Here is a 23,886-nt window from a genome sequence, read left to right as displayed (position 1 = left end):
GCTCAACCGCGCGCCGTCAGCGCGCCGAAGGCGAGCCCGCCATCGACACGATGCTGGCCCCAGGTGAAGCCGGGCGAATACCCAGTCACGTCGCGACGGTTCACGATCGGCTCCGGCGCATGGCCGATGACGACGGTGTAGTAGTTGTCGATCGCGCGCTGCCAGGCGGCGAGGTAGAGGCGCCGGCGCTCGTTCAGGTCCACGGCGGCGATGGCCGCGCGCACCAGCCGGTCGAACTCCGCATCACGCGTGCCGCCCCACAGGCCGACATTCGGGCCATCGCTCATCAGCCGCACGAAGCGCAGGAAGATGTCCGCCCGCGGGCCGGAGCCGAAGGGGGCAAGATCCCAGTCATACTGGCCAAGCCGGCGCTGCGCGCCGATGTCGTCGAGCGCCAGGTGCTCCACCTGGAAGCCGAGCTTGCGCATGGCCTGCACCGCGATCTCGGAATAGGCGTTCTGCCAGGAAACGATGCGGCAGGGCGTGGCGGCCGGATTCACGCCGGCCTCGCGCAGCAGGGCACGGGCGCGCTCCTCATTCGGGGCGGCGTGCACATCGGCATCATGCATCGCCTTGTCCCAGAAGAACTGCCCGGGGGCGGCCATCTGGTTCGTCACCGCGCCGGCCTCACCGGCCACGAAGCGCATGAAGGCGGGCTTGTCGAGCATGAAGGCCACGGCCTGGCGCACGCGAATGTCGTTGAAGGGCGCGCGTGGGCTGCGGTTGTTGAAGGACCAGAACCACCAGGTGGTGTCCTTCATGAACTGCACTTCCAGGTTCGGATCGGCGCGCACCGAGGCCAGCTTGTCGTAGCCGACGCGTGCGATGTGCAGGTCGCCCGCGCGCAGCGCCAGTGACAGGTCGGAATCGTCGCGCAGCGAGAATTCCACCGCTTCCGCGCGCGGCAGACCGGCCTGCCAGTATTGCGCGAAGGCCGGGGCGTGGAAGCTGACATTGGGCTGCCAGCGGCCGAAGCGGAACGGGCCGGTGCCGATCGGCTGGCGGATGGTCTGCGCCCAGCCCTCGCTCTCGGGGGCCACGATCCACAATTCGGAGAGCAGGTTGAGCAGCGGGCCGTAGGGCTCCTTCATCGTCATCACGAAGGTGCGCGCGTCGGGCGCCTCCAGCGAATCGACCAGGCGCATCGGCGCCGAGAGCCAGCCGCCGCGCACCTGGTCGCGCACGCGCACCGCATTGGCGCGCACATCCTCGGCGGTCAGCAGCCGGCCATTGTGGAAGCGCACGCCCTCGCGGATCGTGAAGCTGTAGCGCTTGCCGTCCGGGCTGATTTCCCAGGAGGTGGCCAGGAAGGGCTTGACCGTGCCGTCATCGGCGATCGAAGTCAGCGTCTCGACATAGACCTGCTGCACGGCGATGGAGCCGGTGTGGCGATGGGGATCGGCGGTATCCAGACCGAGGAAGGCGACCTTCAACGTGCCGGCGCGCGGCGCGGCCTGCGCCAGCGCCGTTGCCGGCAGGGCCAGCGCGGCGCCGCCCAGCAGCAGGTGGCGGCGCAGCAGGTGCAGCGGAACATCAGTCATCGTCATTCTCCCCTATGGGTGTCTGAAGTGCGACGCCGTCGCAGCCCTCCGCGGGCAGGCGCAGGTGCCGCAGGATGGTGGGGGCAAGGTCGATGGGGCTGCTCGGCGTGGCGCGCGTCGCGCCGGCGGCGAAGCCCGCGCCCTCGATCATCAGGAAGGGCATCTGTTCCGCCTCGCCCAGGCCGCCATGCTGGCCGCAGCCCAGGCGGTCCGGCTTGGCACCGGCGGGCCGCGCCGCGAAGGCAAGGCCAGGGATGCCGTATTCGTTCGGCGCGGTCCGCGTCGACATCGCCACGGCGCACAGAAGGTGGTCGCGCGCCGCGTGCCCGATCTCGGCCAGCGCCGCGCCGGCGAAGACACCGCCCGCCCAGGGGCGCGCGGCGAGGAAACCGAGCACGGCATCGGCATCGCCCTGTCGGTCCGGATGCAGATAGACCAGCGCCGCCGTGCCGTTGGAGACGGAGAGCAGGCCTGCATCCGCCGCATCGCGCTTCAGCCCGGCGGCGACGAATTCGGCCTCGATGTCCACCACCGCCTCGACCGTCTGGTGGCCATGGTCGGAGCACGCGACGAGCAGGATATCCTCACCGGCCTCGCGCCGTGCCACGACGGCGGCGCGCACCTCGGCGAAGCGCGCATCGGCGGCGGCGATGGCCGCCATGGCGCGCGGCGCGCCGAGCGGCACGGCATGCTGGGTCGCATCCGGCTCGCCCAGCCACAGCACGCCCAGCGCCGCTTCCCGTCCCGCCAGCGCGCGGGCGAGGAAGGCTTCGGTCAGCATCGCATCGCCCGCGGCGTCGAGCGTGACGGCGGCGACGGCCTCCTCCCCCTCCAGCCGCCGCAGGCCGGGGCCATGCGCCCAGGCGCGGTGCAACACCCAGCCATGCCCGTCGGGGTCATGCGCGCGGGCCGCGCCGGGCGAGACGTTGGAGAACACCATCGCCTCCCGCCCTGCGCGGGCGAGCCGCTCCGCCAGCGTGGGCACCTCCAGCGTGCGGCCGCGGCTCCGGCGCAAAACGTCCATGAAATCGGGCCGGCCGACATCGTGGCCGACCAGCATGCCCTCCTCCATCAGCGCCACGCTGTTGCCCGCCAGGCCATGGCGCGCCGGCAGGCAGCCGGTGGCGAAGCTGGCCGAGACGACCCGGGTGGCGGAGGGAAAGACCGAGCGATGCGCGGCGAAGCGCGTGGATGCCGCGGCGAAGGCGGCCAGCGCCGGCGTGGTCTCGGCGCCGAGCATGTCGCGGCGCAGCCCGTCCAGCACGACAATGATGGCGCGGCGCGTCATGGCGAGGCTGTCCCGTTCAAGGCGGCGTCGATGAGGTCGTAGTTGCGCGGCGCCGGATGCGCCGCCCGCCAGGCGGGATCGAGCGGCCGGGACAGCAGGAAGGGCACCGCGCATTCGAACAGCCCGCCATGCGAGCGCAGCCGCTCGCCCGACAACTGGCCGAGATCATGCTCGGCCGCGCGGGCGCCGAGCGCCACGCCGCGCGCGCCGAGCACGGCGACATCGCCCTCCATCTCGGGCACCAGGTCATAGCGCGCGCAGGCCTGCGCGCCGGTCATCGCCAGATGGATTCCGGGGGTCGCCCGCAGACAGGCGATCACCGCCTCGGCCGTCGGGCCGCCCGCGCCGAGATAGACGCGCACGAAGCCGCCCAGCGCGCCGTGGTGGCGCACGAAGGGATCCGTGATGGGGCAGATCACGCGCGCCGCGCCGACGCCGAAGCGCGCGTCGAGCACATCACCGACGAAGACGATGTTCGGCCTGCCATCGGGCAGCGCCATGTCCGTCATGCCATGGTCGGCCGTCGCGGCGACCAGCGCACCTTCCGCCATCAGCGCGCCGATGCGCCGGTCCACGGCGCGCAGGAAGGCGCGCGCCTCCGGCGCTTCGGGCGCATGGCGGTGCTGGACGTAGTCGGACAGCGAAAGATACAGGAAACGCGCGCGCCCGGCCCGCAGCAAAGCGAGGCCGGCATCCAGCACGAAGAGCGACAGCTCGGCCGAGTACTGCCCCGGCACCGGCGCGCCGACCAGGCCGGGCAGGTCGTCCACGCCATGGGTGTCGAACCGCGCCTCGCTTGCGCGTTCCGCCGAGACCGCGATGCCCTGGGCGCCGATCGGCAGGCCCTTCGCCAGGGCACGGCGCAGCTTGTCCTTCGCGGTGACGATCGCGACGGGCACGCCGGCGCCGGCCAGCGCGGCCAGGATGGTGGGTGCGCGCAGCTCGGCATCGCCGGTGACCATCACCGTCTCGCCGGTCGCGCGGTCCAGATAGGTGTTGCCGGACACGCCATGCACCGAAGGCGGCACGCCGGTGACGAGGGAGAAGTTATTGGGGTTGGTGAAGCTCGGCATCGCCGAGACGGCAGGGCCGTGAAAGCCCTCAGCGATACAGCGCGCGATGGCGGGGAGTTCGCCGGCGGCAAGGCAGAGCGCCAGATAGGCCGGGTCCCACCCATCCAGGCAGATGACGGCGATGGCACCGTCAGGATGACGATAGCGGCGCCCGTTCACCAGAATATCGCGCCGCTGTGACATCGTTTCCGCCTGCATTCAGCCTGCCACCCTTCCGGAACACCGGTGCGGAGCGGTATATGTCGCAAGCGGACGGCGTGGTCGAATGACGAATATTCGTCAGGGATGCGCCGCTATTTCGTGCTGACATGTGAGTGTCACGATTTATTCGCGGATTCATCACGATGACACGCTCCCCGCGCCTGCGCCCGCCGCTTCGCATGATCGAGGCCTTCGAGGCCGCGGCGCGTCTGGGCTCGCGCAGCGCCGCGGCCGCCGAGCTGAACGTCACGCCGGGCGCCATCAGCAAGCAGCTTCGGGCGTTGGAGCAATGGCTCGGCCTGAAGCTGTTCGCCGAGGATGGGCGCGACATCATGCTCAACGAGGCAGGGCGCAGCCTTGCCCAATCCGTCACCGCCGGCATGGCGCAGATCGACGACGGACTCGCGGCTCTGCGGCCCCAGCACGGTGAGCGATCGCAGCTCAGCGTCCTGGCACCGGCGACCTTCGCCATGAAATGGCTCATTCCGCGCCTGCACCGGCTTGAGCGTGTCGCGCCCCTGCTGCAGGTCACGCTGCGACAGACCAACACGCATGATGATTGGCTGACGCTGCCGCATCATGTCGCGATCCGCCGGGACGGCTTCGTGCCCACCGGCTACGAGGCGCAATCACTGTTGCGGGAGACGCTGACCGCCTTTCTCGCCCCGGCGCTGGCGGCGCGTATCGCCACGCCGGAAGAGGCGCCGCTGCTGGAAAGCGGGACGCGATCCGGCGACCTGGAACGTTGGCTCGTCGCGGCCTCCGTGCAGCGGCTTGGCCAGCCATGCCGTCGCTTCGCGCATTTCTACATCGCCTATGAAGCGGCGCTGGCCGGGGAAGGCCTGATCGTGGCGCCGACCGTGCTGGCCTCGGCCGATGTCGCCGCAGGGCGCCTGGTGGCGCCATGGCCGCAGATCACCGTGCCGGGTGCCGCCTATAGCATCGTCATGCCGGCGACCGCCGCGATGCGGAACCGCGCAGCCCCCTTCCTGGATTGGCTCTATCCGGAACTCGAAAGCCTGGCGATCGCTCCGGCGTCGTAACCGCACACGACGTCATCCGCCGGTCCCTGAACTGTCATCCGCCTGTCGGCGCCGCTGGCCGATCCTTGGGCCACTGCCATGAATGGCCGGCCAGCGAAGGATCAATCCCGATGCGCACACTCCGCATTCTCACGCTTTGCGCCGCACTGCTGCTGGGCGTTGCCGTCCATCCGGCCGAGGCGCGCGAGTTGGTGATCTACAACGCCTCCGACAGCGTCAACACGCCGCTGCTGGCGGCCTTCCGCCAGGCGCATCCGGATATCCGCGTCACCTTCGTCTCCGGCTCCACCGGGCCCATCACGGAACGCGCCATCGCCGAACGGGCGCGGCCGCAAGCCGATGTGGTTTATCTGGTGAACAACCTCGCCCTTGAGCAACTCAAGACCGCCGGCGTCTTCGAACCCTATCGTCCGCGCGGCGCCGAGCTTGCGCCGCAATTCCGCGAGCCGGATGATTTCTACGTCATGCACTTCGCCACCACGATGTGCATGGTGGTGAACACCGAACGCCTGGCCGAACGCCGCCTGCCCATGCCCGTGGCGTGGGAGGATCTGGTCCGCCCGGTCTATCGCGGCGAGATCTCGCTGCCCTCGCCGCTGCGCTCGGGCACGGGGGTGGCGATCCTGACCACCTTCGTCGATGCCTTCGGCTGGAACTTCGTCGAGAATTTGCATCAGAACGTCCGCAGCTATTCCGATGGCGGATCGGGCGGCGCGCAATTGGCGGCGCGCGGCGAATTGGCGATCGGGCTGTCCTTCGACACCACCTGCCACGCCCAGAAGGCGCAGGGCCGGCCGGTCGAGATCGTCTATGGCCGCATCACCCCCAATGTGATGGAAGGCGGCGGGCTGGTGGCCGGCGCGCGCAACCGCGCCGAGGCGCAACTCTTCCTGGATTTCATGGCGAGCGAGGCGGCGGCGCGCGTGCTGACCAATCTGGTGGGCGCCACGGCCGTTCCCGGCTTCGGGCTGGTCGATCTGAACACCATCACCTTGTGGCAGATGCGCCGTCCCGTTGATCAGGCCGCCTTCCGCCGCAGCTTCACCGAGAGGTTCCAGCGCTGAGCCCCGCAAGGCCGCGGCTGCTGCTGGAGGGCGTGCGCAAGGCCTTCGGCCGCGCCCAGGCGGTAGATGGCGTGACGCTGGCGGTGGGCCAGGGCGAGTTCGTCACGCTGCTTGGTCCATCAGGCTGCGGCAAGACCACCCTGCTGCGCATCGCCGCCGGCTTCACCGCCCCCGATTCCGGGCGCATCCTCCTCGACGGCGCCGAGGCCACCGCCGCGCCGCCGGCCGCGCGCGGCATGGGCTTCGTGTTTCAATCCTACGCGCTGTTCCCGACCAAGACGGTGGCCGAGAATATCGGCTTTGCCCTGCATGTCGCCGGCCGCCCGAAGACCGAGATCGCAGCAAGGGTGCGCGAGGTCGCGGCGCTGGTCACCATCACGGCCCTGCTTGACCGCTACCCGCATGAATTGTCGGGCGGCCAGCAGCAGCGCGTGGCGCTGGCCCGCGCCATCGCGCCGGCGCCGCGCATGCTGCTGCTGGACGAGCCCCTCGCCGCGCTGGATGCACGCATTCGCCACCGTCTGCGCGACGAGATCCGCGCGCTCACCGACCGGCTTGGCATGACGGCCCTCTACGTCACGCACGACCAGGAGGAAGCGCTGGCGATCTCGGACCGGGTGGTGGTCATGCATGAGGGGCGCATCGAGCAGGCGGCGGCACCGGCCACCCTGTATCTGCGGCCGGCCAGCCGTTTTGTTGCCGAATTCATCGGCCAGAGCACGCTGATCGAGGCCGAGGTCGTCCAGGGTGTCCCACAGGCGCTGGGCCTGGCCTGGCCCATGGCCGAGCCATGCCCCGACGGCCTCTGGCTGATGGTGCTGCGTCCGGAGGAACTGGCGGCCGACCCTGATGGCCCGCTGGTCGGTACGGTCGCCTGGGTTCGCTACCTCGGGGCCGTGCTGCGGGTCGGCCTGGTGCTACCCTGCGGCACCGGCCTCATGGCCGATTTGCCTTGCCGCGCGCCGCGCCCCGCCCTTGGCGAGTCGCTGTCGCTGCGGCCCGTCGCGACGCCCGTTTTGGTCCCGCGATGAGCTTTCGGCGGCGCCTGCCAGGCCTGCTGCTGGCAGCGCTGGTCGCGCTGCCCGTGCTGATCTTCATCGGTTGGCCGATCGGCATGGTGCTGGCGCGCGGCTTCGTCGTCGCCGGGCCGATGCCGGAATGGCGCCTTCGCGATGCGACGGAACAGGCCCTCGCCCTCCTGCCGGAAGACCGGCGCGCGGCGGCGGTGGCGCGCTGGGCCGTGCCCCGCTCCACCCGGGAGGAGGTGGAGGCGCTGGCCACCGCCTTTCGCCTGGCCGGCATCACGCCGAGCTGGGACCTCGCCGCCCCCTTCGACACGCAGCGCGAGGCCGCCGCCGCGGCCCGTGCCGCCTTGGCGACGGAGGCGCAGGCCCGCATCGCGCAGGCGCTGCCCATCGCCGCCATCATGCGGCACCGGCGCGTCGCCCTCGCCTTCCAGGTGCGGGACCAATTGCCGCCCGACGCCTTCGAGGCGTTGCGCACCGGCGAGGAATGGCGGATCGGCCTCGACCACTACCTCGCGCCGCTGGCCGATCCGCATCTGCGCCGCGCCGCGCTGAACAGCCTGGGCTTCGCGCTGTTCGCCTGCGTGGTCACCACGGCGGTCGCCTTTGCCCTGGCCTTCGCGGTGAATCGCGGCGGCGTGCGCTGGCCCGGCCTGCTGCGCGCCATCACGCTGTTGCCCCTTGTCGCACCCCCCGTGCTTGTCGCCACCGCCGTCATCATGCTGTTCGGCCGCCGGGGCCTGGTGACGGACGGGTTGCTGGAGAAGGGCCTCGGCCTGATCGATGCCGATACGACCAATATCTACGGCATCGCCGGCGTCATGCTGGCGCAGGTGCTCTCCTTCGTGCCGGCGGCGTTCATCGTGCTGGACAACACGCTGCGCCGGCAGGATGGCCGGATGGAGGAAGCCGCGGCCATCCTGGGTGCGTCACGCCTCGGCACTTTCTGGGAGGTGACGCTGCCGCTGGCGGCACCGGGGCTGAAGCGTGCGGTGGTGCTGGTGTTCATCCTCAGCCTGACGGATTTTGGCAATCCGCTGCTGCTGGCCGGGCGCGACGTGCCGGTGATCGCAGCCGTGATCTATGACGAGATGACGGCCTTCCGGAATACCGGCCTGGCCTCTGCGCTCTGCGTCCTGCTTCTGGCACCGGGGCTTCTGGTGCATCTGGCGCTGGAACGCCTGGGCCGGCGCAAGCGTTACGATGCCGGCGCAGGTGCGGGCACCGCGCCGGAAGCGGCCCTGCCGGTGGCCTGGCGGCGGGGACTGGGGGCGGTTTCGCTGCTGGTCGCGGCTTCGATCCTGGCGGTGTACGCGACGGTGGTCGCGGGCGCCTTCACGCAGGAATGGGGCGTGGCCTGGGAGCCGACCTTCATGCATTTCGCCGCCGCAGGCACCGGCTATGGCAGCAGCGAGCGCGGCGTGGCGGTGGTGTGGGACAGCCTGTGGGTGGCCGCGCTGGCCGCACCGCTGGGTGGTGCGCTCGGCGTGCTGCTGGCCTATGTGATCGAGCGAATCCGCCCGCCGGGGCGCGAGGCGCTGGCCTTCCTAGCGCTGCTGCCCGCGGTGTTGCCGGGGCTGATCTTCGGCATCGGCTACATCCTGGCCTTCAACCTGCCCTTCGGCCTCGAATCCCTCGCCCTGACCGGGACCGGCGCGGTGCTGGTGCTGAACATCCTGTTCGGCAACATGTTCGTGGCCGTGCTGGCGGCGCGTGCCAGCCTGCAACGCATGGATCCGGCCATCGATGAAGCCGCCGAGGGGCTCGGCGCGGGGCTGCTTCGGCGCTTCATCGAGATCACGGCGCCGCTGCTGCGCGGCGCACTGCTGCTCGGCACGCTGTACGTCTTCGTCGATGGGATGACGACACTGTCCTCGGTGATCTTCCTGGTCAGTGGCGACCACAAACTCGCCTCGGTGGCGATCTTCAACCATGCGGGCAGCGGCGATTACGGCCAGGCAGCGGCCAAGAGCGTGGTGATCCTGGCCTGGGCGGGCCTGGCCATGGCGGTGATCTGGTGGCTGGAACAACGCGGCGGACGCCGCCTGGCGGGGCTTCGATGAACGATCTCGTGGCGCGCGATGCGGCGGCCTTCTTCCACCAGCGCGGCTCCTCGCCCTGCCTCGCCGCGCTGCGCGCCGTGGGCGGGTGCTGGATCGAGGATGCGGATGGCCATCGCATGCTCGATTTCCACGGCAATACCGTGCACCACATCGGCCACGCGCATCCGCGTCTGATTGCCGCCCTGCAGGCGCAATTGCAGGAACTGCCCTTCTGCCCGCGGCGGCACACCAACCTGCCGGCGGTCGAACTGGCGGAGGCGCTGCTGGCACGCTGGCCCGGTTCGCCGGCGCGCGTGCTGTTCGCCACGGGCGGGTCTGATGCGATGGAGATCGCGCTCAAGCTCGCGCGCGTCGCCACCGGGCGGCATGAGAGCATTTCCCTCGAAGGCAGCTACCATGGCGATGGGCTCGGCGCGCTCGGCCTGGGCTCGGCGCGGCATGATCCGCGTCTCGGTCCGCTGCTGCCGGGGCGCCACCATGTGACGCCCTATTGGGTCGATGCCGGGCGGATGCTCGACGAGATGCGCACCACCTTCGCCGCGAGCCCCACCGGCATCGCCGCGGTGGTGGCGGAGCCGATGCGCTCTAACTGCCACGTCCCGCCACCGGGCCTCTGGGCTGCGGTGCGCGCATTGTGCGATGCCCATGGCGCCAAGCTGATCTTCGACGAAATCCCCTCCGGCCTTGGCAAGACCGGGCGCTTCTTCGCCTTCGAACACTTCGGTGTGATGCCGGATGCCGTGGTGCTGGGCAAGTCGCTCGGGGGCGGGATCGTGCCGATCGCCGCGGTGATCGCCGACGCGGCGCTGAACGTGGCACCCGAACTCAACCTTGGCCACTACACGCATGAGAAGAACCCGCTGACCTGCCGCGCGGCGGTCGAGACGCTGCGCATCATCGCCGAGGAAGGGCTGGCGGCGCGCGCCGAAGCCATGGGCGCGGCGTTGTGCGGCGCCGTGCAGGCGGCCACAGGCCTCACGCCGCGCGGGCTCGGCTTGTTGCGGGCCCTGCCGCTGGAAGGCGCCTGGGCGGGGCGGGCGGAAACGCTGGTGGCGCGGTTGCGGCCGCTGGGCTTCTCTTGCACCGCCAAGGGGCGCGACGCGATCGGCCTGTCGCCGCCCCTGCTCATCACCGAGGATGAGATCACGCTGGCCACGGGCATGCTGGCGCAGGCCCTGCACGGCTGAGCCGCCGCGCGCATTGCGCGATGCAAGACATCCTCCTGGCATGTCGTGACCATGGCGCAACGCTGCGGGCAGCTTGGGGCTGGTCATTCAAGCGTCCGTCAACCGTCATTCAAGCATCACCAATTGAAGCTAGGGCATCGGTAGCATTCCAGCGGGGCCGCCATGACCGTCACTCCCTTCACGACCCTCGGACGCCGTGCCACGCTTGGCGCCGGCCTCGCCACCCTGGCCGCGCCGGCGTTCACCCAGGCGCGAACCGAGATCAGCCTGTGGCACTATCAGACTGCCAACATCCCCGCGCTGCGCGAGGTGCTCGCCGCCTTCCATGAGGCGCATCCGGAAGTCCGCGTCACCGACGTGCCCAAGGATGTCGGCACGATCGCCACCGAGGTTCAGGCGGCCGCGCTCGCGCGTCGGCCGCCCGACGTCGGGCAGATCCTTGCGCGGCTGACGGTGGGGCTGGTGCGCAATGCCGGCGCCGTGCCGTTGGATTCCGGCGAGGATCGCGGCGCCTTCCTGAACAACGTGCTGCCGCGCTTCCGGGAGGTCGGCATCCTCGACGGCAAGCCTTATGCCGTGCCGCATTCCTTCGGCACCCCGTTGCTGTATTGGAACAAATCCGTCTTCGCCGCCGCCGGCCTGGACCCCGAGCGTCCGCCGGCGAACTGGGATGAGGTCGTGGCGATGGGGCGGCAGATCCGCGAGCGCACCGGAAACTACGCCCTGTTCATCTCGCAGAGCGGCCGCGACGTGGCGCAGCAGCAGATGATGGTCAATGCGGGTGCGACCATGCTCGCGCCCGACCTGACCCGCGCCACCTTCGCCACGCCGGGCGCCATCGCGGCGATGCAGCTGTGGCAGGACATGGCGGTCACGCACCGCATCCACGCCACGCTGTCGGAGCGCGAGCAGACCACGCTCTGGCTGAGCGGGCAGATCGGCATGTTCCAGGGCTCGGTCGCCAGCTTCCAGGGCTTTCGCCGCGACACGGCGGGCCGTTTCGAGTTCGGCGTGGCGCACTACCCGCTGTGGAAGGACCTGCCGCGCCGCGTGCCCAACAGCGGCTCCACGATGATGATCTTCGCCCAGAACCCGCAGCGCCGGGCCGCCGCCTTCAAGCTGCTCGCCTTCATGATGCGCCCGGCGATCACGAATCGCTGGTCCTGGACCTCGGGCTACCTGCCGCTGGCGCCCAACCCGCTGGAGGATGCCGGGCTGCGCGAGTACCTGGAGCGTGAGCCACGCTGGCGCATCCCAGTGGCGCAGATGCAGGACACGGTCATCACCGCGCGCTGGCCCGGGAACCGCGTGGTCGAGATCCAGATCGTGCTGGAGAACATGGTGCAGGCGCTGATGCAGGGCAGCGGCCCGGCCAGCACGCTGGTGCCGAGGGCCGAGGCGGAGATCACGCGACTCATCGCCGAAAGCCGGTGAGCGTCGCCCCCACCCTGCCTGCGGGTGCTAGCCGGGCAAGGCCGGCCAGCGCGCACCGCCTGCGGCGCCTGCTTCCCTGGATGCTGCTCTCACCGTTGCTGCTGCTGCTCGCGGCCTTCACCTACTGGCCGCTCCTGCATACGATCTATCTCAGCGTGGTGGATGTCCGTCTGTTCGAGCCCGATCGCTTCGTCGGTCTGGCCAACTACAGCGGCCTGTTCCGCAGCCCCTCCTTCGCGCAGGCCGCCTGGAACACGCTGATCTACATCGCGCTGTCGCTGCCCCTGAAGGTCCTGCTGCCGATCCCGATCGCCGTCTTCGTCTGGTGCGCGGGTGCCCACATGGCGGCGCTGCACCGCTCCATCCTGTTCGTGCCGACGCTGCTGTCCTTCGTCGTGGTCTCGATCGTATGGATCTGGATGCTGAACCCGGTGATGGGCATGCTGCAATCGGGCTTGCGGCCCCTGGGGCTGCAGATGCCGCCGCTGCTGTCCGACGCGGCAACCGCGATCTACGCGATCATCGGCATCTCCGCCTGGAAGGTGATCGGCTTCAACGCGCTGCTCTACCTGGCGGGCCTCGCCTCCATCCCGCGCGAGCTGATCGAATCCATGCGCCTGGATGGGGCGAGCGACTGGCGCATCACCCGCAGCCTGCTGCTGCCGCTGCTCTCGCCCACCATCTACTTCGTGGCGATCACCTCGGTGCTGTTCACCGTGCAGCAGGTGTTCACGCCGATCAACATCATGACCGGCGGCGGGCCTTCCAACGCCACCACCAACCTCTTCTACCTCGCCTATGAGATGGCCTTCGAGAGCTTCAACATCGGCTTCGCCTCGGCCACCGCACTGCTGCTTTTCGTGGGTCTCGGTGCACTGGCCGCGCTGAAGGCCTGGCTGCTCGGCCGGCGGGTGCACTATGCGTGACACCGCGCCGCTGACGCTGACGCCGCCCTGGCGGGCGCTGGGCAACATGGTGCTGTTCCTGGCCTCGCTGTCGATCGTGGTGCCGCTGCTGCTGGTGATCGCCACCAGCCTGAAGCCCGCCATCGAGATCCATGGCGGCCTGCCCTGGCCGCAATCACCCACGGGCGGGAACTATGTTGAGGTCTTCGACAAGATTCCGCTCGGCCTGTATTTCTGGAACAGCGTGGCGACGACGTCGCTGCGCGTCGGCGGCCAGCTGGTGATCGCGCTGCTCGCTGCCTATGCCTTCGCGCGCTTCGAGTTCCGCGGCCGCGACCTGCTCTTCGCCCTGACGCTGGGGGCGATGATGCTGCCGCACAGCCTGACCTTCCTGCCGACCTACCTGATGATCTCTTGGCTCGGCTGGTTCGATACCTGGTGGGGGCTGATCGTGCCCAACCTTGCGGCACCGGTCGGCGTGTTCCTGCTGCGCCAGCACATGCTTGCCTTCCCGCGCGACCTGCTGGACGCCGCCGCGATCGATGGCGCGGGGCCGTGGCGCGCGCTGTGGCTGGTGATCCTGCCCAACATCCAGCCAGCCCTGGCGGCCATCGCCATCCTGCTGTTCATCGATTGCTGGAATGAATACTTCTGGCCCCTGGTCATCACCGAGAGCGAGCACGCGATGACCGTGCAGATCGGCATCCGCCGCTTCCTCGACGCCGAGCGCGGCGACGACCTCGGCCCGCTCATGGCCGGTGTCGTGCTGGTCAGCCTGCCGGCCATGGCGGTGTTCCTGTGGTTCCAGCGCCGCATCCTCGAAACCTTCGTCAGTGCCGGCCTGAAAGGTTGACGTGTCCCCCATGAGCCTTCGCCTCATCCAGCTCTCCGACCCGCATCTCTCCGCCGCACGCGCCTTCCATCAGGACAATTGGGAACAGGTGCTGGAGATTCTGGCGGCTGACCCGCCCGATCTCATCCTCGTCACCGGCGATGTCGTGCTGTCCGACCCCGATGTGGAGGATGACCACCGTTTCGCGCGCGAACAGCTCGAACGTCTGCCGGCCCCTTGGCGCGTGCTGCCGGGCAATCACGACATCGGCGACAATCTGGTCTCCGGTGCGATGGCCAAGCGCGTGGATGCGGCGCGCCTTGCGCGATGGCAGCGCCATTTCGGCGCGGATCGCTGGTCGCTCAGCCTGGATGGCTGGCTGCTGCTTGGGCTCAACGCGCAGATCCTCAACGCGCCGGGCCTCGCGGCGGAGGCCGAGCAGCAGGCGTGGCTGCACGAGACCTTGGCACAGGCCGACTCTGCCGCACCCGTTGCGCTCTTCCTGCACAAGCCGCTCTTCATGGATCACCCGAGCGAGACGGCGATGGACCAATCCTCGCTCGACCTCGAAGCCCGGCGCGGCGTGCTCGCGGCCCTTGCCGGGCGCGACCTGCGCCTGGTCGCCAGCGGCCACAAGCATCAATGGCGTGCCTTCGATCTCGATGGCGTGCGGCATGTCTGGTGCCCATCCACCGCATCGGTGAACGGCGCGCCGAGCGCGAAGAATTGGGGGCTGCGCGACGTCGGCTTCGTCGAGCACCGGCTCGACGGACGGCGCACGCGCCAGCGGCTGCTCGGCCGCGACTGGCTGACGCGCCATGAGAGCTATGTCGTGTCGCTCGAACATGGCGGCCCGATGCAGGCACCGCCTTTGCGTGCAGCGTTCGCGGCTGTGCGGCCGAAGGAGTCGTAACCCGCGTCACGCGATCTTCGCCGACGTGTCACGCCGCAATCGCGCAGGCCAGTTAGGAATCGTCAGGGAGGTACCCGCAATGATGCCGACACGACGCCAGCTTGGTCTGGTTCCCGCCCTGGCCGCAGGCGCCCTGCTGCCGGGCATCGCCGCCACGCAGACGCCCCGCGTGCTGAACATCGGGGTCAACCGCGTCTCCGTCGGCGCCGAGCCCGCCTTCGATGTCGGCATCCACCAGGGCAAGGTGGTCGGCGAGATGTTCGAGAACCTCGTCGAGGTGGATTTCGACACGCCCGGGCGCCTCAAGCCGGTGCTTGCCGAGCGCTGGAATCGCGTCGATGGCCGTACGGTGGATTTCCATCTGCGGCGCGGTGTCATGTTCCACAATGGCGACGAAATGACGGCCGAGGACGTGGCCTTCACCTTCGGGCCGGAACGCCTGCTGAACGCGGACGCGCCGACGCGCGGGGAGCTTGGCCGCTACATGGGCCCGATCGAGCGCGTCGAGGCGGTGGATCGCTACACCGCCCGGGTCGTGATGCGCGCCGACAACCCGGTGATCGAAGCGCTGTTCGCGCAATGGGCAGCCGCGATCATCAACCGCCGCGCCTATCTGGCGGCGGGCAGCTTCGAGGCCTGGATGCGCGCCAGCGTCGGCACCGGCCCCTATCGCCTGCGCGAATTGACGCCGGGCCGCCATGTCATCCTGGACGCGCATGGTGCCTATTGGGGCGCGAAGCCGCAATTCGAGCGTCTGGTCTTCCAGGTTGTCCCAGAGGTCTCCACACGCATCTCCGGCGTCATCGCCGGCAGCCTCGACATCGCGGCGGACATTCCGGTTGATCAACTGCGCCGCGTGCAGGGGCGCCGCGAAGCCCGCGCGGTCGGTGGCCCGGTCAACAACATGCGCGCGATCTACCTGTCGCGGCGCGACAACCCGCTGATGCGCGACGTGCCGCTGCGCCGCGCCCTCGGCCTCGCCATCGATCGCCAGCGCATCACCCGCGCCTTGTGGGGCGGCCACCCGACCGTGCCCGAGGGCATGCAGTGGCCCACGATGGGCGCGATGCGCATCGAGGACCGCGACTGGCCGCACGCCGCGACCTTCGATCCTGCTGAGGCGCGCCGCCAGTTGGCGACCTCCGCCTACAAGGGCGAGCCGCTGAACTGGACGCTGATGAACAACTACTACATCAACGAGGTCGCGACCGCCGAGGCGATGGTCGAGATGTGGCGCGCCGTGGGCATCAATGTGCGGCTCAACGTGGTGGAGAACCGGGCGCAGGTGAACACGGCACCGCTCGACATCCGCAATACGTCGATGAACTACGACGACTTCCCCGATCCATTCCCGATCCTGGGCCAGTTCGGCCGTGGCGGCTTCGTCTCCGCGACTCACCGGTGGTGGCAGAATGACGAGGTCGACCGGCTCGGGGACGAGATGATGGCGACCATCGACCCGGCGGTCCGCAAGGCAGCATGGCGTCGCATCCTGCGCCTGATCGAATGGGATGATCCGGCGGTCCTGGTGCTGCACACCACCGCCGCCTTCCACATCGCGCGCAGCGACCTGGCGTGGACGCCGGCCAACGGTCACTGGCCGCGCATGCAGCTTGCGATCGCCCGGCGCTGAGCGAATGACCCTGGCGCTCGCCGCGCCACCGGTGAGGCAGGTCGAGGCCGCGCCGTTGCTGGCGCTGTCGCGGCTGACGGTCGATTTCGCGGCGCGCGGCGGCGGCAGGGTTCGCGTGCTGCACGGCATCGACCTGGACATCCTGCCGGGCGAGACGCTCGGCCTGGTGGGCGAGAGCGGCAGCGGCAAGAGCGTCACCTGCCTCGCCGCTCTGCGGCTGCTGCCGGCGGAAGCGCAGATCGGTGGCCGCATCGCCTTTGGCGGCGAGGATGTGGCCCGCATCTCACTGGCGCGGCTGCAGTCGTTGCGCGGCGGGCGCATGGCCATCGTGTTCCAGGACCCGGCGGCGGCACTGAACCCGACGCAGACCATCGGCTGGCAGCTGCGCGAAAGGCTGGTGCGGCATCAGGGTCTGGGCGGTGCGGCATTGCAGGCGGCGGCGATCGCCGCGCTGGCGCGGGTCGGCATCGCCGATCCGGCGCAGCGGCTGGAGGATTACCCGCATCATCTTTCGGGCGGCATGTGCCAGCGCGCGATGATCGCGATGGCGCTGACCGGCAAGCCCAAGCTGCTGATCGCGGATGAGCCGACCACCGCGCTGGATGTCACGACGCAGGCGCAGATCCTGGAGCTGCTGCGCGACCTGCAGCGCGAGACCGGCATGGCGATGGTGCTGGTCAGCCACGATCTCGGCTTGATCGCCGAAAGCTGCGCGCGCGTCGCGGTGATGTATGCCGGGCGCATCGTCGAGCAGGGACCGACCGCGGAGATCTTCGCCACGCCGCGCCATCCCTATACGCGCGGCCTGCTCGCCTCGTTGCCGCGCATCGAGCAGGTGGTCGCGCGCCTGTCGGCCATGCCCGGTGCGCTGCCGCAGCCCGGCCAGCTTCCACCCGGCTGCAGTTTCGCGCCGCGCTGCGATCGCGCAACGCGAGCCTGCGAGCTCGGCGTGCCGCGCCTGGAGCGGCACGGGGCGCGTGGCTTGCGCTGCCTGCATCCGCAGGATGGCCCGCCGGCGGCGCCCGGACTGGTGCGGTTGGAGGCCGGCGCCGATCGCCTCGGCGCGCCGATGGTCGAGGCGCGGGCGCTGGGCCTCTGCTACGCCCCGCGGCGGGTGCTGGGACTCTTCGCGCGCGGTGCCGCCGTCCAGGCGGTGGACGGCGTCAGCTTCACGCTGCACCGGGGCGAAACCCTCGGCCTGGTGGGCGAGAGCGGTTGCGGCAAATCGACCGTGGCCCGCATGATCGCGGGCCTGCTCGCCCCGAGCGCCGGAGAACTGCGCTTTGCGCCCGAGCGCGGCGCGGCGGCTGGCGTGCCTGCACCGCGTTTCGCGCAGCTTGTCTTCCAGGACCCGCTCGGCGCCCTGGATCCGCGGCAGCGCATCGCCGCGCAGATCGCCGAGCCGCTGGAGATCCACCGTATCGGCGATGCCGCCTCGCGCCGGGCGGAGGTGCTGCGTCTGCTGCATGCGGTGGGGCTGGACGCCACGCTGGCGGAAGCCTTCGCGCATCGGCTGAGCGGCGGGCAGCGGCAACGCGTGGTGCTCGCGCGTGCCCTGGCGCTGCGCCCGCCGCTGCTGATCGCGGACGAGCCTTTCTCCGCGCTGGATGTCTCGGTGCAGGCGCAGGTGATCGAATTGCTGGCCGAGTTGCAGGCGCGCGAGGCGCTGACGCTGCTGTTCATCAGCCATGATCTGCGCGTCGTGCGCCGGATCTGCGGGCGCGTCGCGGTGATGTATGCCGGCCGGATCGTGGAGACTGCCCCCGCCGCGCGCCTGTTCGGCGCGCCCCAACACCCCTACACCCGCGCATTGCTGGCTGCGGTGCCGTCCCCGGCCGTGGGGGCGCGCCGTTCGCAGCCGCCGCTGCCTGGCGAACCGCCTAGCCCGCTGCGCCCGCCGCCCGGCTGCCGGTTCCATCCGCGCTGCGCTCAGGCGCGGCCGCGCTGCCGCGTCGAAGCGCCGGCCCTGCGCGCGCTTTCCCCCGGTGAGGCGGTTGCCTGCCATGTGGTGCATGGCGATGCGTGAGGCCGGGCGATGAACGGCGCCTGGGTCGCCAGCAAGCTGGTGCGCGCGGCGGCGACGCTGCTGCTGGCGGTCACGGTGGTGTTCGTGGTGCTGCGACTGGCGGGCGATCCGGCGGAAATTCTGTTCGGCGACAATGTCGGCCCGGAGACAATCGCCCGCTATCGCGCGCTTTGGGGTCTCGATCAACCGCTGGGCGTTCAGTACCTGCTGTACCTGCGCAGCCTGTTGCAGGGCGATTTCGGCCTGTCGTCGCAGGATGGTTCCTCGGCCTGGCAGCTGGTGATGGGGCGTCTGCCCTACACCTTGCAGCTTGGCGGCGTGTCGCTGCTGCTGGCGGTACTCATCGGTATCCCTGCCGGCATGGCGGCGGCGCTGGCGCGCGACAGCCTGGCTGATCGCCTCGTGATGCTCGGCGCAGTCAGCGGCTTCTGCATCCCGAATTTCGTGCTCGGCGTGCTGCTGATCCTGGTCTTCGCGGCGCAGTATGGCTGGCTGCCTAGCCATGGCGCCGGTACCGTCTGGCACCTTGTCCTGCCGGCCGTCACGCTCGGCACATCCTGGGCTGCCGTGCTGGCGCGCTTCGCGCGATCGGCGATGCTGGAGGTGCTGGGGCAGCCCTATATCCGTGGCGCGCGCGCCGCAGGACTGACCGAGGCGCGGGTTCGCTGGCGCCATGCGCTGCCCAATGCCGCGATCCCGCTGGTGACGATCTTGGGCTTCATGGTGGGCGGGCTGGTGGCCGGCGCCATCGTTACCGAGAGCATCTTTGCCTGGCCGGGCGTGGGCCGGTTGCTGGTGGATTCCGTCAAGCTGCGTGACCTGGCCGTGGTGCAGGCGATCGTGCTGATGGTGGCGGCGACGATGGTGAGCGCCAACCTGATCGTGGATCTGCTCTCCGCCTGGCTCAATCCGCGGCTCCATGCCGCCACGGGGGCGTGATGGACCAGGGTATGCGCCACGCGCCCGTGCCGAAGAGCAGGTCGCGGCGTCTTGCCGGCGACATTCTGCTCAACCTTGCCTTTGCCTGGCTGGCGCTGGTGCTGTGCGCGGCACTCACCGCGCATCTGGTAGCCCCCTTCGACTATCGCGCGACAAGCCTGGAAGCGCGGCTGCTGCCGCCGGTGGGCATGGGTGGTGAGTGGCCCTATCTGCTCGGCACGGATCATCTGGGGCGCGATATCCTCAGCCGCCTCCTGCACTCGATCCAGATTAGCATGGCGGTGGCCCTGGCCGGGTCGCTGATCGGGGCAGCTTTCGGCATCACGCTGGGCTTCCTGGCCGCGCATCTGCGCGGCGTGGTGGATTCGGTGTGCATGGCGCTGGTCGATCTGCAGGCGGCGATGCCCTTCATGGTGGTCGCGCTCGGCGTCCTGGCGCTGTTCGGCAACAACGTCGTGCTGTTCGTCGTGGTGATCGGGCTGCATGGCTGGGAACGCTATGCGCGCCTGACGCGCAGCCTGGTGCTGGCCGAGATGGAGCAGGGCTATGTCACCGCCTTGCGCGGCTTCCGCGCGCCGCCGCTGCTGATCTATCGCCGACACGTCCTGCCGAACATCGCGGCGGCATTGATCGTGAACTTCACGCTCGGCTTTCCCGAGATCATCCTGCTGGAGAGCGGGCTGAGCTTTCTCGGCCTGGGCATCCAGCCGCCCTTGACGAGCCTTGGCAACATGCTCGGCTTCGGGCGCGATTACGTGGCCGATGCGTGGTGGCTGCCGGTGGTGCCGGGTGTGGTCATCTTCCTGACCACGCTGGCGATGAGCCTGGCGGGCGATGCGCTGCGGGATCGACTGGATTCGCGGCTGAACCTGTAAATCGCGCGCTCAGAGGCTGTGATAGAATCGAGTTTGTGCATTAATGCCCGTTGATATCATTGGGCTTTTTCCTGCGCATTTGGCGCTTTCGGGCATTAATTCACAACCCCTCACCGATCAAGCCATCTGGCGACGCACCGCTCGGCGCACCAGACGCGGCCGATGAGTGGCTGTGGCGCCACCGTGACCTGCACCAGGCCGGCGCCCCGCCCGGGAGCCTCCTCGCCCCGATCGACAACTCCCACGGCAGCAGACGGCCAGCCACGAGCGGCGCACCGCCGAGTCCCCCGGAACGTTGCGACACCGCCGGGCCTGTGCGATCTCGGCACTATGCGAACGCATCCGCCGGCGCGCTTCACCGCGCCCCGAATGCAAGATTCTCCCGCCGGAAATCCATCGATTGCGTCGGTGAGGGACGCCAGGCGATGTCGCGGCGCTTGCCGTAATGCAGCACCGAGCGGTTCAGCAGCACATAGCCCGGATCCTCGCGCTCGATGATCTCGAGCATCCGGCGGAAGGCAGCGCGGCGCGCCACCGGGTCGGTCGACGTCTCGAGCAGCGTGCAGAGGGTGTTGAACTCGGCGTTGGTCCACTCGCCCTGCTGCTGCTGGCCGCCTTCCTGGCAGTGCTGCGAATTCATCGAGCCGACCGGGTCGTTGAAGCGGGCGGTGTTCGACCAGTCGCGGATGCCGCGCTGCGTGCGACGGTCGTAGATCTGCGCGAAGTTCTCGCGCATGTCGATGCGGACATCGAGGCCGACGCCGCGCCACATTTCCTGGAGAATCTGCGCCGTCGCCACCTGAAGCGTGTAGTAGTTGTTGAGGACACGGAAGGGGATCGGCTGGCCGGCATAGCCCGCCTCCGCCAGAAGCTGGCGGGCCAGGGCGGGGTCGTGGGCGGGGGCGGTCCAGTCGGGCAGGAACATGGCGCCATAGAATTCCCATTGCAGGCCCGGCGCGGGCTCCGCCTCGCCATTCCAGACCGAGGCGGTGATGGCGCGCACATTCACCGCATGGGTCATGGCGCGGCGCACCCGCGCATCGCGCAGCACGGGGTGGCTGGTGTCGAAGACGATCATGCGGTGGTTCAGGATCGGCCCGCCCACCACCTCGAAACGCGGGTCGGCGCGCACCGAGTCGAACTGGTCCGGCGGCAGATCGGTGATGAAATCATAGGCGCCGCTGAGCAGCCCGGCGACGCGGCCGGCCACTTCCGGCACCACGACGAAGCGGATCTCCCGCGCCGGCGGGGCGCCGCCCCAGTAGGCGTCATGCGCTTCGAGCACCACCTGCACATCGGGGCGATACTCACGCAGTCGATAGGGTCCGGTGCCGACCGGGGCGCGCTGCCAGGCGTTCCAATCGGCGCTGCGCGCGAAGGCGCGGCGCGACAGGATTGCGGCGCCCTCACGCGCGAGACGGCCTTCCAGCGTCACGTCGGGCGTGGCGTTGACCCAGCGGATCGTTTGGCTGTCAACGATCTCGAAATGCCGTAGCGCCGGATAGAAGCGTCGCGACACCGCGGTGACGTCGCCCGGCACCTGCGCGGCACGCGCGCGCAGCGCCGGATCCACGCCTTCCAACAGATCGGCGCGCGAATTGCCCCACATGCGCAAGGGGCCGAAGGAGAAGGCGACATCCTCGGCCGTCATCTCGGTGCCATCATGGAAGAGCACGCCGCGCCGCAGCCGGAATTCGAGGGTGCGGTCATCGATGCGGCGCCAACTCTCGACGATGCCCGGACGCAGCGAGAGATCGCCCTGACGATCGCTGTCGATCAGATTGTCGAAAAGCGAGCCGAAGATTCGCGTGGCGACATTCGAGGTCTCGCGGGCCGGCTCCAGCGCGCCGGTGGTGCTGAGCCCCTGCACCGCGACGGTCACAACCGGGCGTGGCGTTTGGGCCGACACCTCGGGGGCAACCAGCGCGATCGCCGCCGCGAGCAGCCCCGTCCTGATGGGTAACCTCATGGCGAGTCCTCCTGCTTGGTGTGGGATTGGGCTTCGGTCGAGGCTTCCGTGAGCAACGCAGCCGACAGGCTGGCCCGGCGGGCTGCCGAGAGGCCGAGGCCCGCTTCGAGAAAGGCGTCGAGGGCGCCATGGCGCATCTCAGCCTCGGCGAAGGCAGCCGCCAGGAAGCCTGGATCGGCGGCCATAAGGGCGCGATGGGTGGCCTCGGCCACGCCGGGCCTGGCTGGCGGCGGCTGCCAGAAGCGATCGGTCGCGATGTAGTCATCGATCACCGCCGCCATCGGCACGCCGAGTGCCAGATGCACGCTGGCCACCAGGAAGCCGGTGCGATCCTTGCCGGCGGTACAATGCACCATGACGCCGCGCCCGACATGCTCGACCAGCGCTGCCATCGCCTCGGCGAAGGCGGCGGATTCCTCGGCGACATAGCGGCGGTAGCCGGCGATCATCCACGCGCGCATGGCTTCGGGCGTTGCCTTCCCCGCCTCCGCCAGGGCGTTGAGCGGGGCCGTGTCGCGCGGCTCGATCGGGAAGGCGAGCCGCATGACGCCGGCTGTCGCGCGCATCGGTTGCCGCGCGGCCTCCTCGCGCCCGCGCAGATCGATCACGGTGGTGATGCCGAGCGACGCCAGCGCAGCGCAACCTGCCTCGTCGAGGCCACCCGGATGCGCACCGCGAAACAGACGGCCCATGCGCAGCCGGCGGCCGTCGGCTGTGCGGCGTCCCCCGGCGTCGCGGAGGTTCTGGATGCCCGGAATTGCGTGCACGAGCGGTAGCGAAGGGCTGCCTTGCATCACGCGGTCTCCAGCGCTGTGGCATGGTGATCGGTCTTGATCCGCCGGCCATCCGCGGCCTCGAACAGATGCAGCGCGCCGGGCGCCCAGCCGAAGCGCGCGAAGCTGCCACTGGCCGGCGCGACCTCGCGCGGCAGGCGTAGCAGCAGTGGCGCGCCGGCGAGGCGGGCATGCACCAGGCACTCCGCGCCGAGCATCTCCACCGTATCTGCCGAAAGCGACAGCGCGCCCGCCGCCTGCGGCCGCAGCGCCTCGGGGCGCAGACCGACAATGAGGTCGCGTGGCGGTCCCGGGAGAATGATCGGCAGCGCCGCATCGCCCAGATGCAGCAGGCCATCGGCGAACTTCGCCGGCAACAGGTTCATGCCCGGACTGCCGATGAAGCCGGCGACAAAAACATTGGCGGGCTCTTCGAAGATCTCGAGCGGCGTGCCGATCTGCTGCACGAAGCCGTCGCGCATCACGACGATGCGGTCGGCCATGGTCATCGCCTCCACCTGATCATGCGTGACATAGACCGAGGTCGTGCCGATGCGCCGCTGCAACGCGCGAATCTCGGCCCGCGCGGTGGCGCGAAGCTGGCTGTCGAGGTTCGACAGCGGCTCATCGAACAGGAACACCGCGGGGCTGCGCACGATGGCGCGGCACACCGCCACGCGCTGCTTCTGCCCGCCCGACAGCTGCGAGGGCTTGCGGTCCAGCAACTGCCCGATCTCGAGCAGCGCCGCAGCGTCGGCGACGCGCTTGGCAATCTCGGCCTTGCCCATGCCGGACAGTTTCAATGCGAAGCCCATATTCTCGGCCACCGTCAGATGCGGGTAGAGCGCGTAGCTCTGGAACACCATGGCCATGTTGCGCGCGCGCGGCGGCACATCCGTCACGTCCCGGCCATCGACCAGGATGGTGCCCTGCGTGACGGCCTCAAGCCCGGCCAACATGCGCAGCGTGGTGGTCTTGCCGCAGCCCGACGGGCCGACGAGCACAACGAACTCGCCATCCTCCACCCGCAGGTCGAAGCCCGCAACGGCGGTGGTCGAACCGAAGCGCTTGACGACTTTCTCGAAGGCGATGCGCGCCATGG

Annotated in this window: 19 protein-coding genes; 13 read left to right on the top strand and 6 right to left on the bottom strand. The window is 69.8% G+C overall.

Annotated features, from left to right (window positions below):
* Positions 1-2 precede the first annotated feature (2 nt).
* From AC2D9U_RS23875 to phnA, 3 genes are read right to left on the bottom strand one after another with little or no spacing between them, the layout of a single operon-like run.
* Entirely contained in the window at positions 3-1,541 is a 1,539-nt protein-coding gene (locus tag AC2D9U_RS23875; protein WP_484754061.1) for an ABC transporter substrate-binding protein, read from the bottom strand.
* A complete protein-coding gene (locus AC2D9U_RS23870) occupies positions 1,534-2,829 on the bottom strand; it encodes an alkaline phosphatase family protein (RefSeq protein WP_484754058.1) in 1,296 nt (431 codons plus the stop codon). Before AC2D9U_RS23870 ends, AC2D9U_RS23875 begins: the two co-directional genes overlap by 8 nt.
* The gene (phnA, locus tag AC2D9U_RS23865; protein WP_484754055.1) at positions 2,826-4,085 is read right to left on the bottom strand and encodes a phosphonoacetate hydrolase; all 1,260 of its coding nucleotides are present in this window, start codon (positions 4,083-4,085) and stop codon (positions 2,826-2,828) included. The genes AC2D9U_RS23870 and phnA overlap by 4 nt, the downstream gene beginning before the upstream one ends.
* Positions 4,086-4,246: 161 nt before the next feature.
* Here phnA and AC2D9U_RS23860 point away from each other — a divergent pair, with 161 nt between their 5' ends.
* The 13 genes from AC2D9U_RS23860 (at position 4,247) to AC2D9U_RS23800 (ending at position 20,042) form a co-directional block, all read left to right on the top strand.
* A complete protein-coding gene (locus AC2D9U_RS23860; protein ID WP_484754051.1) occupies positions 4,247-5,146 on the top strand; it encodes a LysR substrate-binding domain-containing protein in 900 nt (299 codons plus the stop codon).
* A 110-nt stretch (positions 5,147-5,256) separates the two neighbouring features.
* Positions 5,257-6,210 (top strand): extracellular solute-binding protein, encoded by a 954-nt coding sequence (locus tag AC2D9U_RS23855; protein ID WP_484754048.1) that lies wholly within the window; start codon positions 5,257-5,259, stop codon positions 6,208-6,210.
* 32 nt (positions 6,211-6,242) lie between these two features.
* Positions 6,243-7,241 (top strand): ABC transporter ATP-binding protein, encoded by a 999-nt coding sequence (locus AC2D9U_RS23850; RefSeq protein ID WP_484754045.1) that lies wholly within the window; start codon positions 6,243-6,245, stop codon positions 7,239-7,241.
* Positions 7,238-9,298 (top strand): ABC transporter permease, encoded by a 2,061-nt coding sequence (locus AC2D9U_RS23845; RefSeq protein ID WP_484754041.1) that lies wholly within the window; start codon positions 7,238-7,240, stop codon positions 9,296-9,298. The genes AC2D9U_RS23850 and AC2D9U_RS23845 overlap by 4 nt, the downstream gene beginning before the upstream one ends.
* Positions 9,295-10,485: an aminotransferase class III-fold pyridoxal phosphate-dependent enzyme gene (locus tag AC2D9U_RS23840; protein ID WP_484754038.1), complete on the top strand. Its 1,191-nt coding sequence runs from the start codon at positions 9,295-9,297 to the stop codon at positions 10,483-10,485. The genes AC2D9U_RS23845 and AC2D9U_RS23840 overlap by 4 nt, the downstream gene beginning before the upstream one ends.
* 162 nt (positions 10,486-10,647) lie before the next feature.
* Complete coding sequence (locus AC2D9U_RS23835; RefSeq protein WP_484754035.1) at positions 10,648-11,919, top strand: ABC transporter substrate-binding protein; 1,272 nt, start codon at positions 10,648-10,650, stop codon at positions 11,917-11,919.
* Between the two features lie 80 nt (positions 11,920-11,999).
* Positions 12,000-12,845, top strand: a complete 846-nt coding sequence (locus AC2D9U_RS23830; protein ID WP_484754033.1) for a carbohydrate ABC transporter permease — start codon at positions 12,000-12,002, stop codon at positions 12,843-12,845.
* Complete coding sequence (locus tag AC2D9U_RS23825) at positions 12,838-13,677, top strand: carbohydrate ABC transporter permease (RefSeq protein WP_484754031.1); 840 nt, start codon at positions 12,838-12,840, stop codon at positions 13,675-13,677. The genes AC2D9U_RS23830 and AC2D9U_RS23825 overlap by 8 nt, the downstream gene beginning before the upstream one ends.
* Positions 13,678-13,687: 10 nt before the next feature.
* Complete coding sequence (locus AC2D9U_RS23820) at positions 13,688-14,569, top strand: metallophosphoesterase family protein (RefSeq protein WP_484754028.1); 882 nt, start codon at positions 13,688-13,690, stop codon at positions 14,567-14,569.
* Positions 14,570-14,651: 82 nt separating this feature from the next.
* Positions 14,652-16,202: an ABC transporter substrate-binding protein gene (locus tag AC2D9U_RS23815; RefSeq protein WP_484754024.1), complete on the top strand. Its 1,551-nt coding sequence runs from the start codon at positions 14,652-14,654 to the stop codon at positions 16,200-16,202.
* Between the two features lie 4 nt (positions 16,203-16,206).
* Positions 16,207-18,228 carry a dipeptide ABC transporter ATP-binding protein gene (locus AC2D9U_RS23810; RefSeq protein ID WP_484754021.1) on the top strand — a complete coding sequence of 674 codons (2,022 nt, stop codon included), beginning with the start codon at positions 16,207-16,209 and terminating at the stop codon, positions 18,226-18,228.
* A gap of 9 nt (positions 18,229-18,237) precedes the next feature.
* Positions 18,238-19,167 carry an ABC transporter permease gene (locus AC2D9U_RS23805; protein ID WP_484754016.1) on the top strand — a complete coding sequence of 310 codons (930 nt, stop codon included), beginning with the start codon at positions 18,238-18,240 and terminating at the stop codon, positions 19,165-19,167.
* Positions 19,167-20,042, top strand: coding sequence for an ABC transporter permease (locus AC2D9U_RS23800; protein ID WP_484754014.1), 876 nt, complete (start codon positions 19,167-19,169; stop codon positions 20,040-20,042). The genes AC2D9U_RS23805 and AC2D9U_RS23800 overlap by 1 nt, the downstream gene beginning before the upstream one ends.
* A 355-nt stretch (positions 20,043-20,397) precedes the next feature.
* Here the strand turns inward: AC2D9U_RS23800 and AC2D9U_RS23795 are convergent, their stop codons facing one another.
* Genes AC2D9U_RS23795 through AC2D9U_RS23785 form a run of 3 tightly spaced genes read right to left on the bottom strand, consistent with a single transcriptional unit; the run spans position 20,398 to position 23,884 of the window.
* Complete coding sequence (locus AC2D9U_RS23795; RefSeq protein ID WP_484754012.1) at positions 20,398-22,011, bottom strand: ABC transporter substrate-binding protein; 1,614 nt, start codon at positions 22,009-22,011, stop codon at positions 20,398-20,400.
* Positions 22,008-22,805 carry a tyrosine-protein phosphatase gene (locus tag AC2D9U_RS23790; protein WP_484754009.1) on the bottom strand — a complete coding sequence of 266 codons (798 nt, stop codon included), beginning with the start codon at positions 22,803-22,805 and terminating at the stop codon, positions 22,008-22,010. The genes AC2D9U_RS23795 and AC2D9U_RS23790 overlap by 4 nt, the downstream gene beginning before the upstream one ends.
* Positions 22,805-23,884, bottom strand: a complete 1,080-nt coding sequence (locus AC2D9U_RS23785; protein ID WP_484754006.1) for an ABC transporter ATP-binding protein — start codon at positions 23,882-23,884, stop codon at positions 22,805-22,807. The genes AC2D9U_RS23790 and AC2D9U_RS23785 overlap by 1 nt, the downstream gene beginning before the upstream one ends.
* Positions 23,885-23,886: the final 2 nt, after the last annotated feature.

It is taken from the genome of Roseomonas sp. TF40, assembly GCF_057219975.1.
Note: the sequence above shows the minus strand (reverse complement) of the source record. Positions and strands in the feature narration are given on the sequence as shown.

Coding starts and splice junctions, on each gene's coding strand:
- AC2D9U_RS23855 (WP_484754048.1), top strand. CDS start 5,257: ATGCGCACACTCCGCATTCTCACGCTTTGCGCCGCACTGCTGCTGGGC.
- AC2D9U_RS23815 (WP_484754024.1), top strand. CDS start 14,652: ATGCCGACACGACGCCAGCTTGGTCTGGTTCCCGCCCTGGCCGCAGGC.
- AC2D9U_RS23870 (WP_484754058.1), bottom strand. CDS start 2,829: ATGACGCGCCGCGCCATCATTGTCGTGCTGGACGGGCTGCGCCGCGAC.
- AC2D9U_RS23860 (WP_484754051.1), top strand. CDS start 4,247: ATGACACGCTCCCCGCGCCTGCGCCCGCCGCTTCGCATGATCGAGGCC.
- AC2D9U_RS23840 (WP_484754038.1), top strand. CDS start 9,295: ATGAACGATCTCGTGGCGCGCGATGCGGCGGCCTTCTTCCACCAGCGC.
- AC2D9U_RS23820 (WP_484754028.1), top strand. CDS start 13,688: ATGAGCCTTCGCCTCATCCAGCTCTCCGACCCGCATCTCTCCGCCGCA.
- AC2D9U_RS23845 (WP_484754041.1), top strand. CDS start 7,238: ATGAGCTTTCGGCGGCGCCTGCCAGGCCTGCTGCTGGCAGCGCTGGTC.
- AC2D9U_RS23875 (WP_484754061.1), bottom strand. CDS start 1,541: ATGACTGATGTTCCGCTGCACCTGCTGCGCCGCCACCTGCTGCTGGGC.
- AC2D9U_RS23790 (WP_484754009.1), bottom strand. CDS start 22,805: ATGCAAGGCAGCCCTTCGCTACCGCTCGTGCACGCAATTCCGGGCATC.
- AC2D9U_RS23810 (WP_484754021.1), top strand. CDS start 16,207: ATGACCCTGGCGCTCGCCGCGCCACCGGTGAGGCAGGTCGAGGCCGCG.
- phnA (WP_484754055.1), bottom strand. CDS start 4,085: ATGTCACAGCGGCGCGATATTCTGGTGAACGGGCGCCGCTATCGTCAT.
- AC2D9U_RS23800 (WP_484754014.1), top strand. CDS start 19,167: ATGGACCAGGGTATGCGCCACGCGCCCGTGCCGAAGAGCAGGTCGCGG.
- AC2D9U_RS23785 (WP_484754006.1), bottom strand. CDS start 23,884: ATGGCGCGCATCGCCTTCGAGAAAGTCGTCAAGCGCTTCGGTTCGACC.
- AC2D9U_RS23835 (WP_484754035.1), top strand. CDS start 10,648: ATGACCGTCACTCCCTTCACGACCCTCGGACGCCGTGCCACGCTTGGC.
- AC2D9U_RS23795 (WP_484754012.1), bottom strand. CDS start 22,011: ATGAGGTTACCCATCAGGACGGGGCTGCTCGCGGCGGCGATCGCGCTG.
- AC2D9U_RS23830 (WP_484754033.1), top strand. CDS start 12,000: ATGCTGCTCTCACCGTTGCTGCTGCTGCTCGCGGCCTTCACCTACTGG.
- AC2D9U_RS23825 (WP_484754031.1), top strand. CDS start 12,838: ATGCGTGACACCGCGCCGCTGACGCTGACGCCGCCCTGGCGGGCGCTG.
- AC2D9U_RS23805 (WP_484754016.1), top strand. CDS start 18,238: ATGAACGGCGCCTGGGTCGCCAGCAAGCTGGTGCGCGCGGCGGCGACG.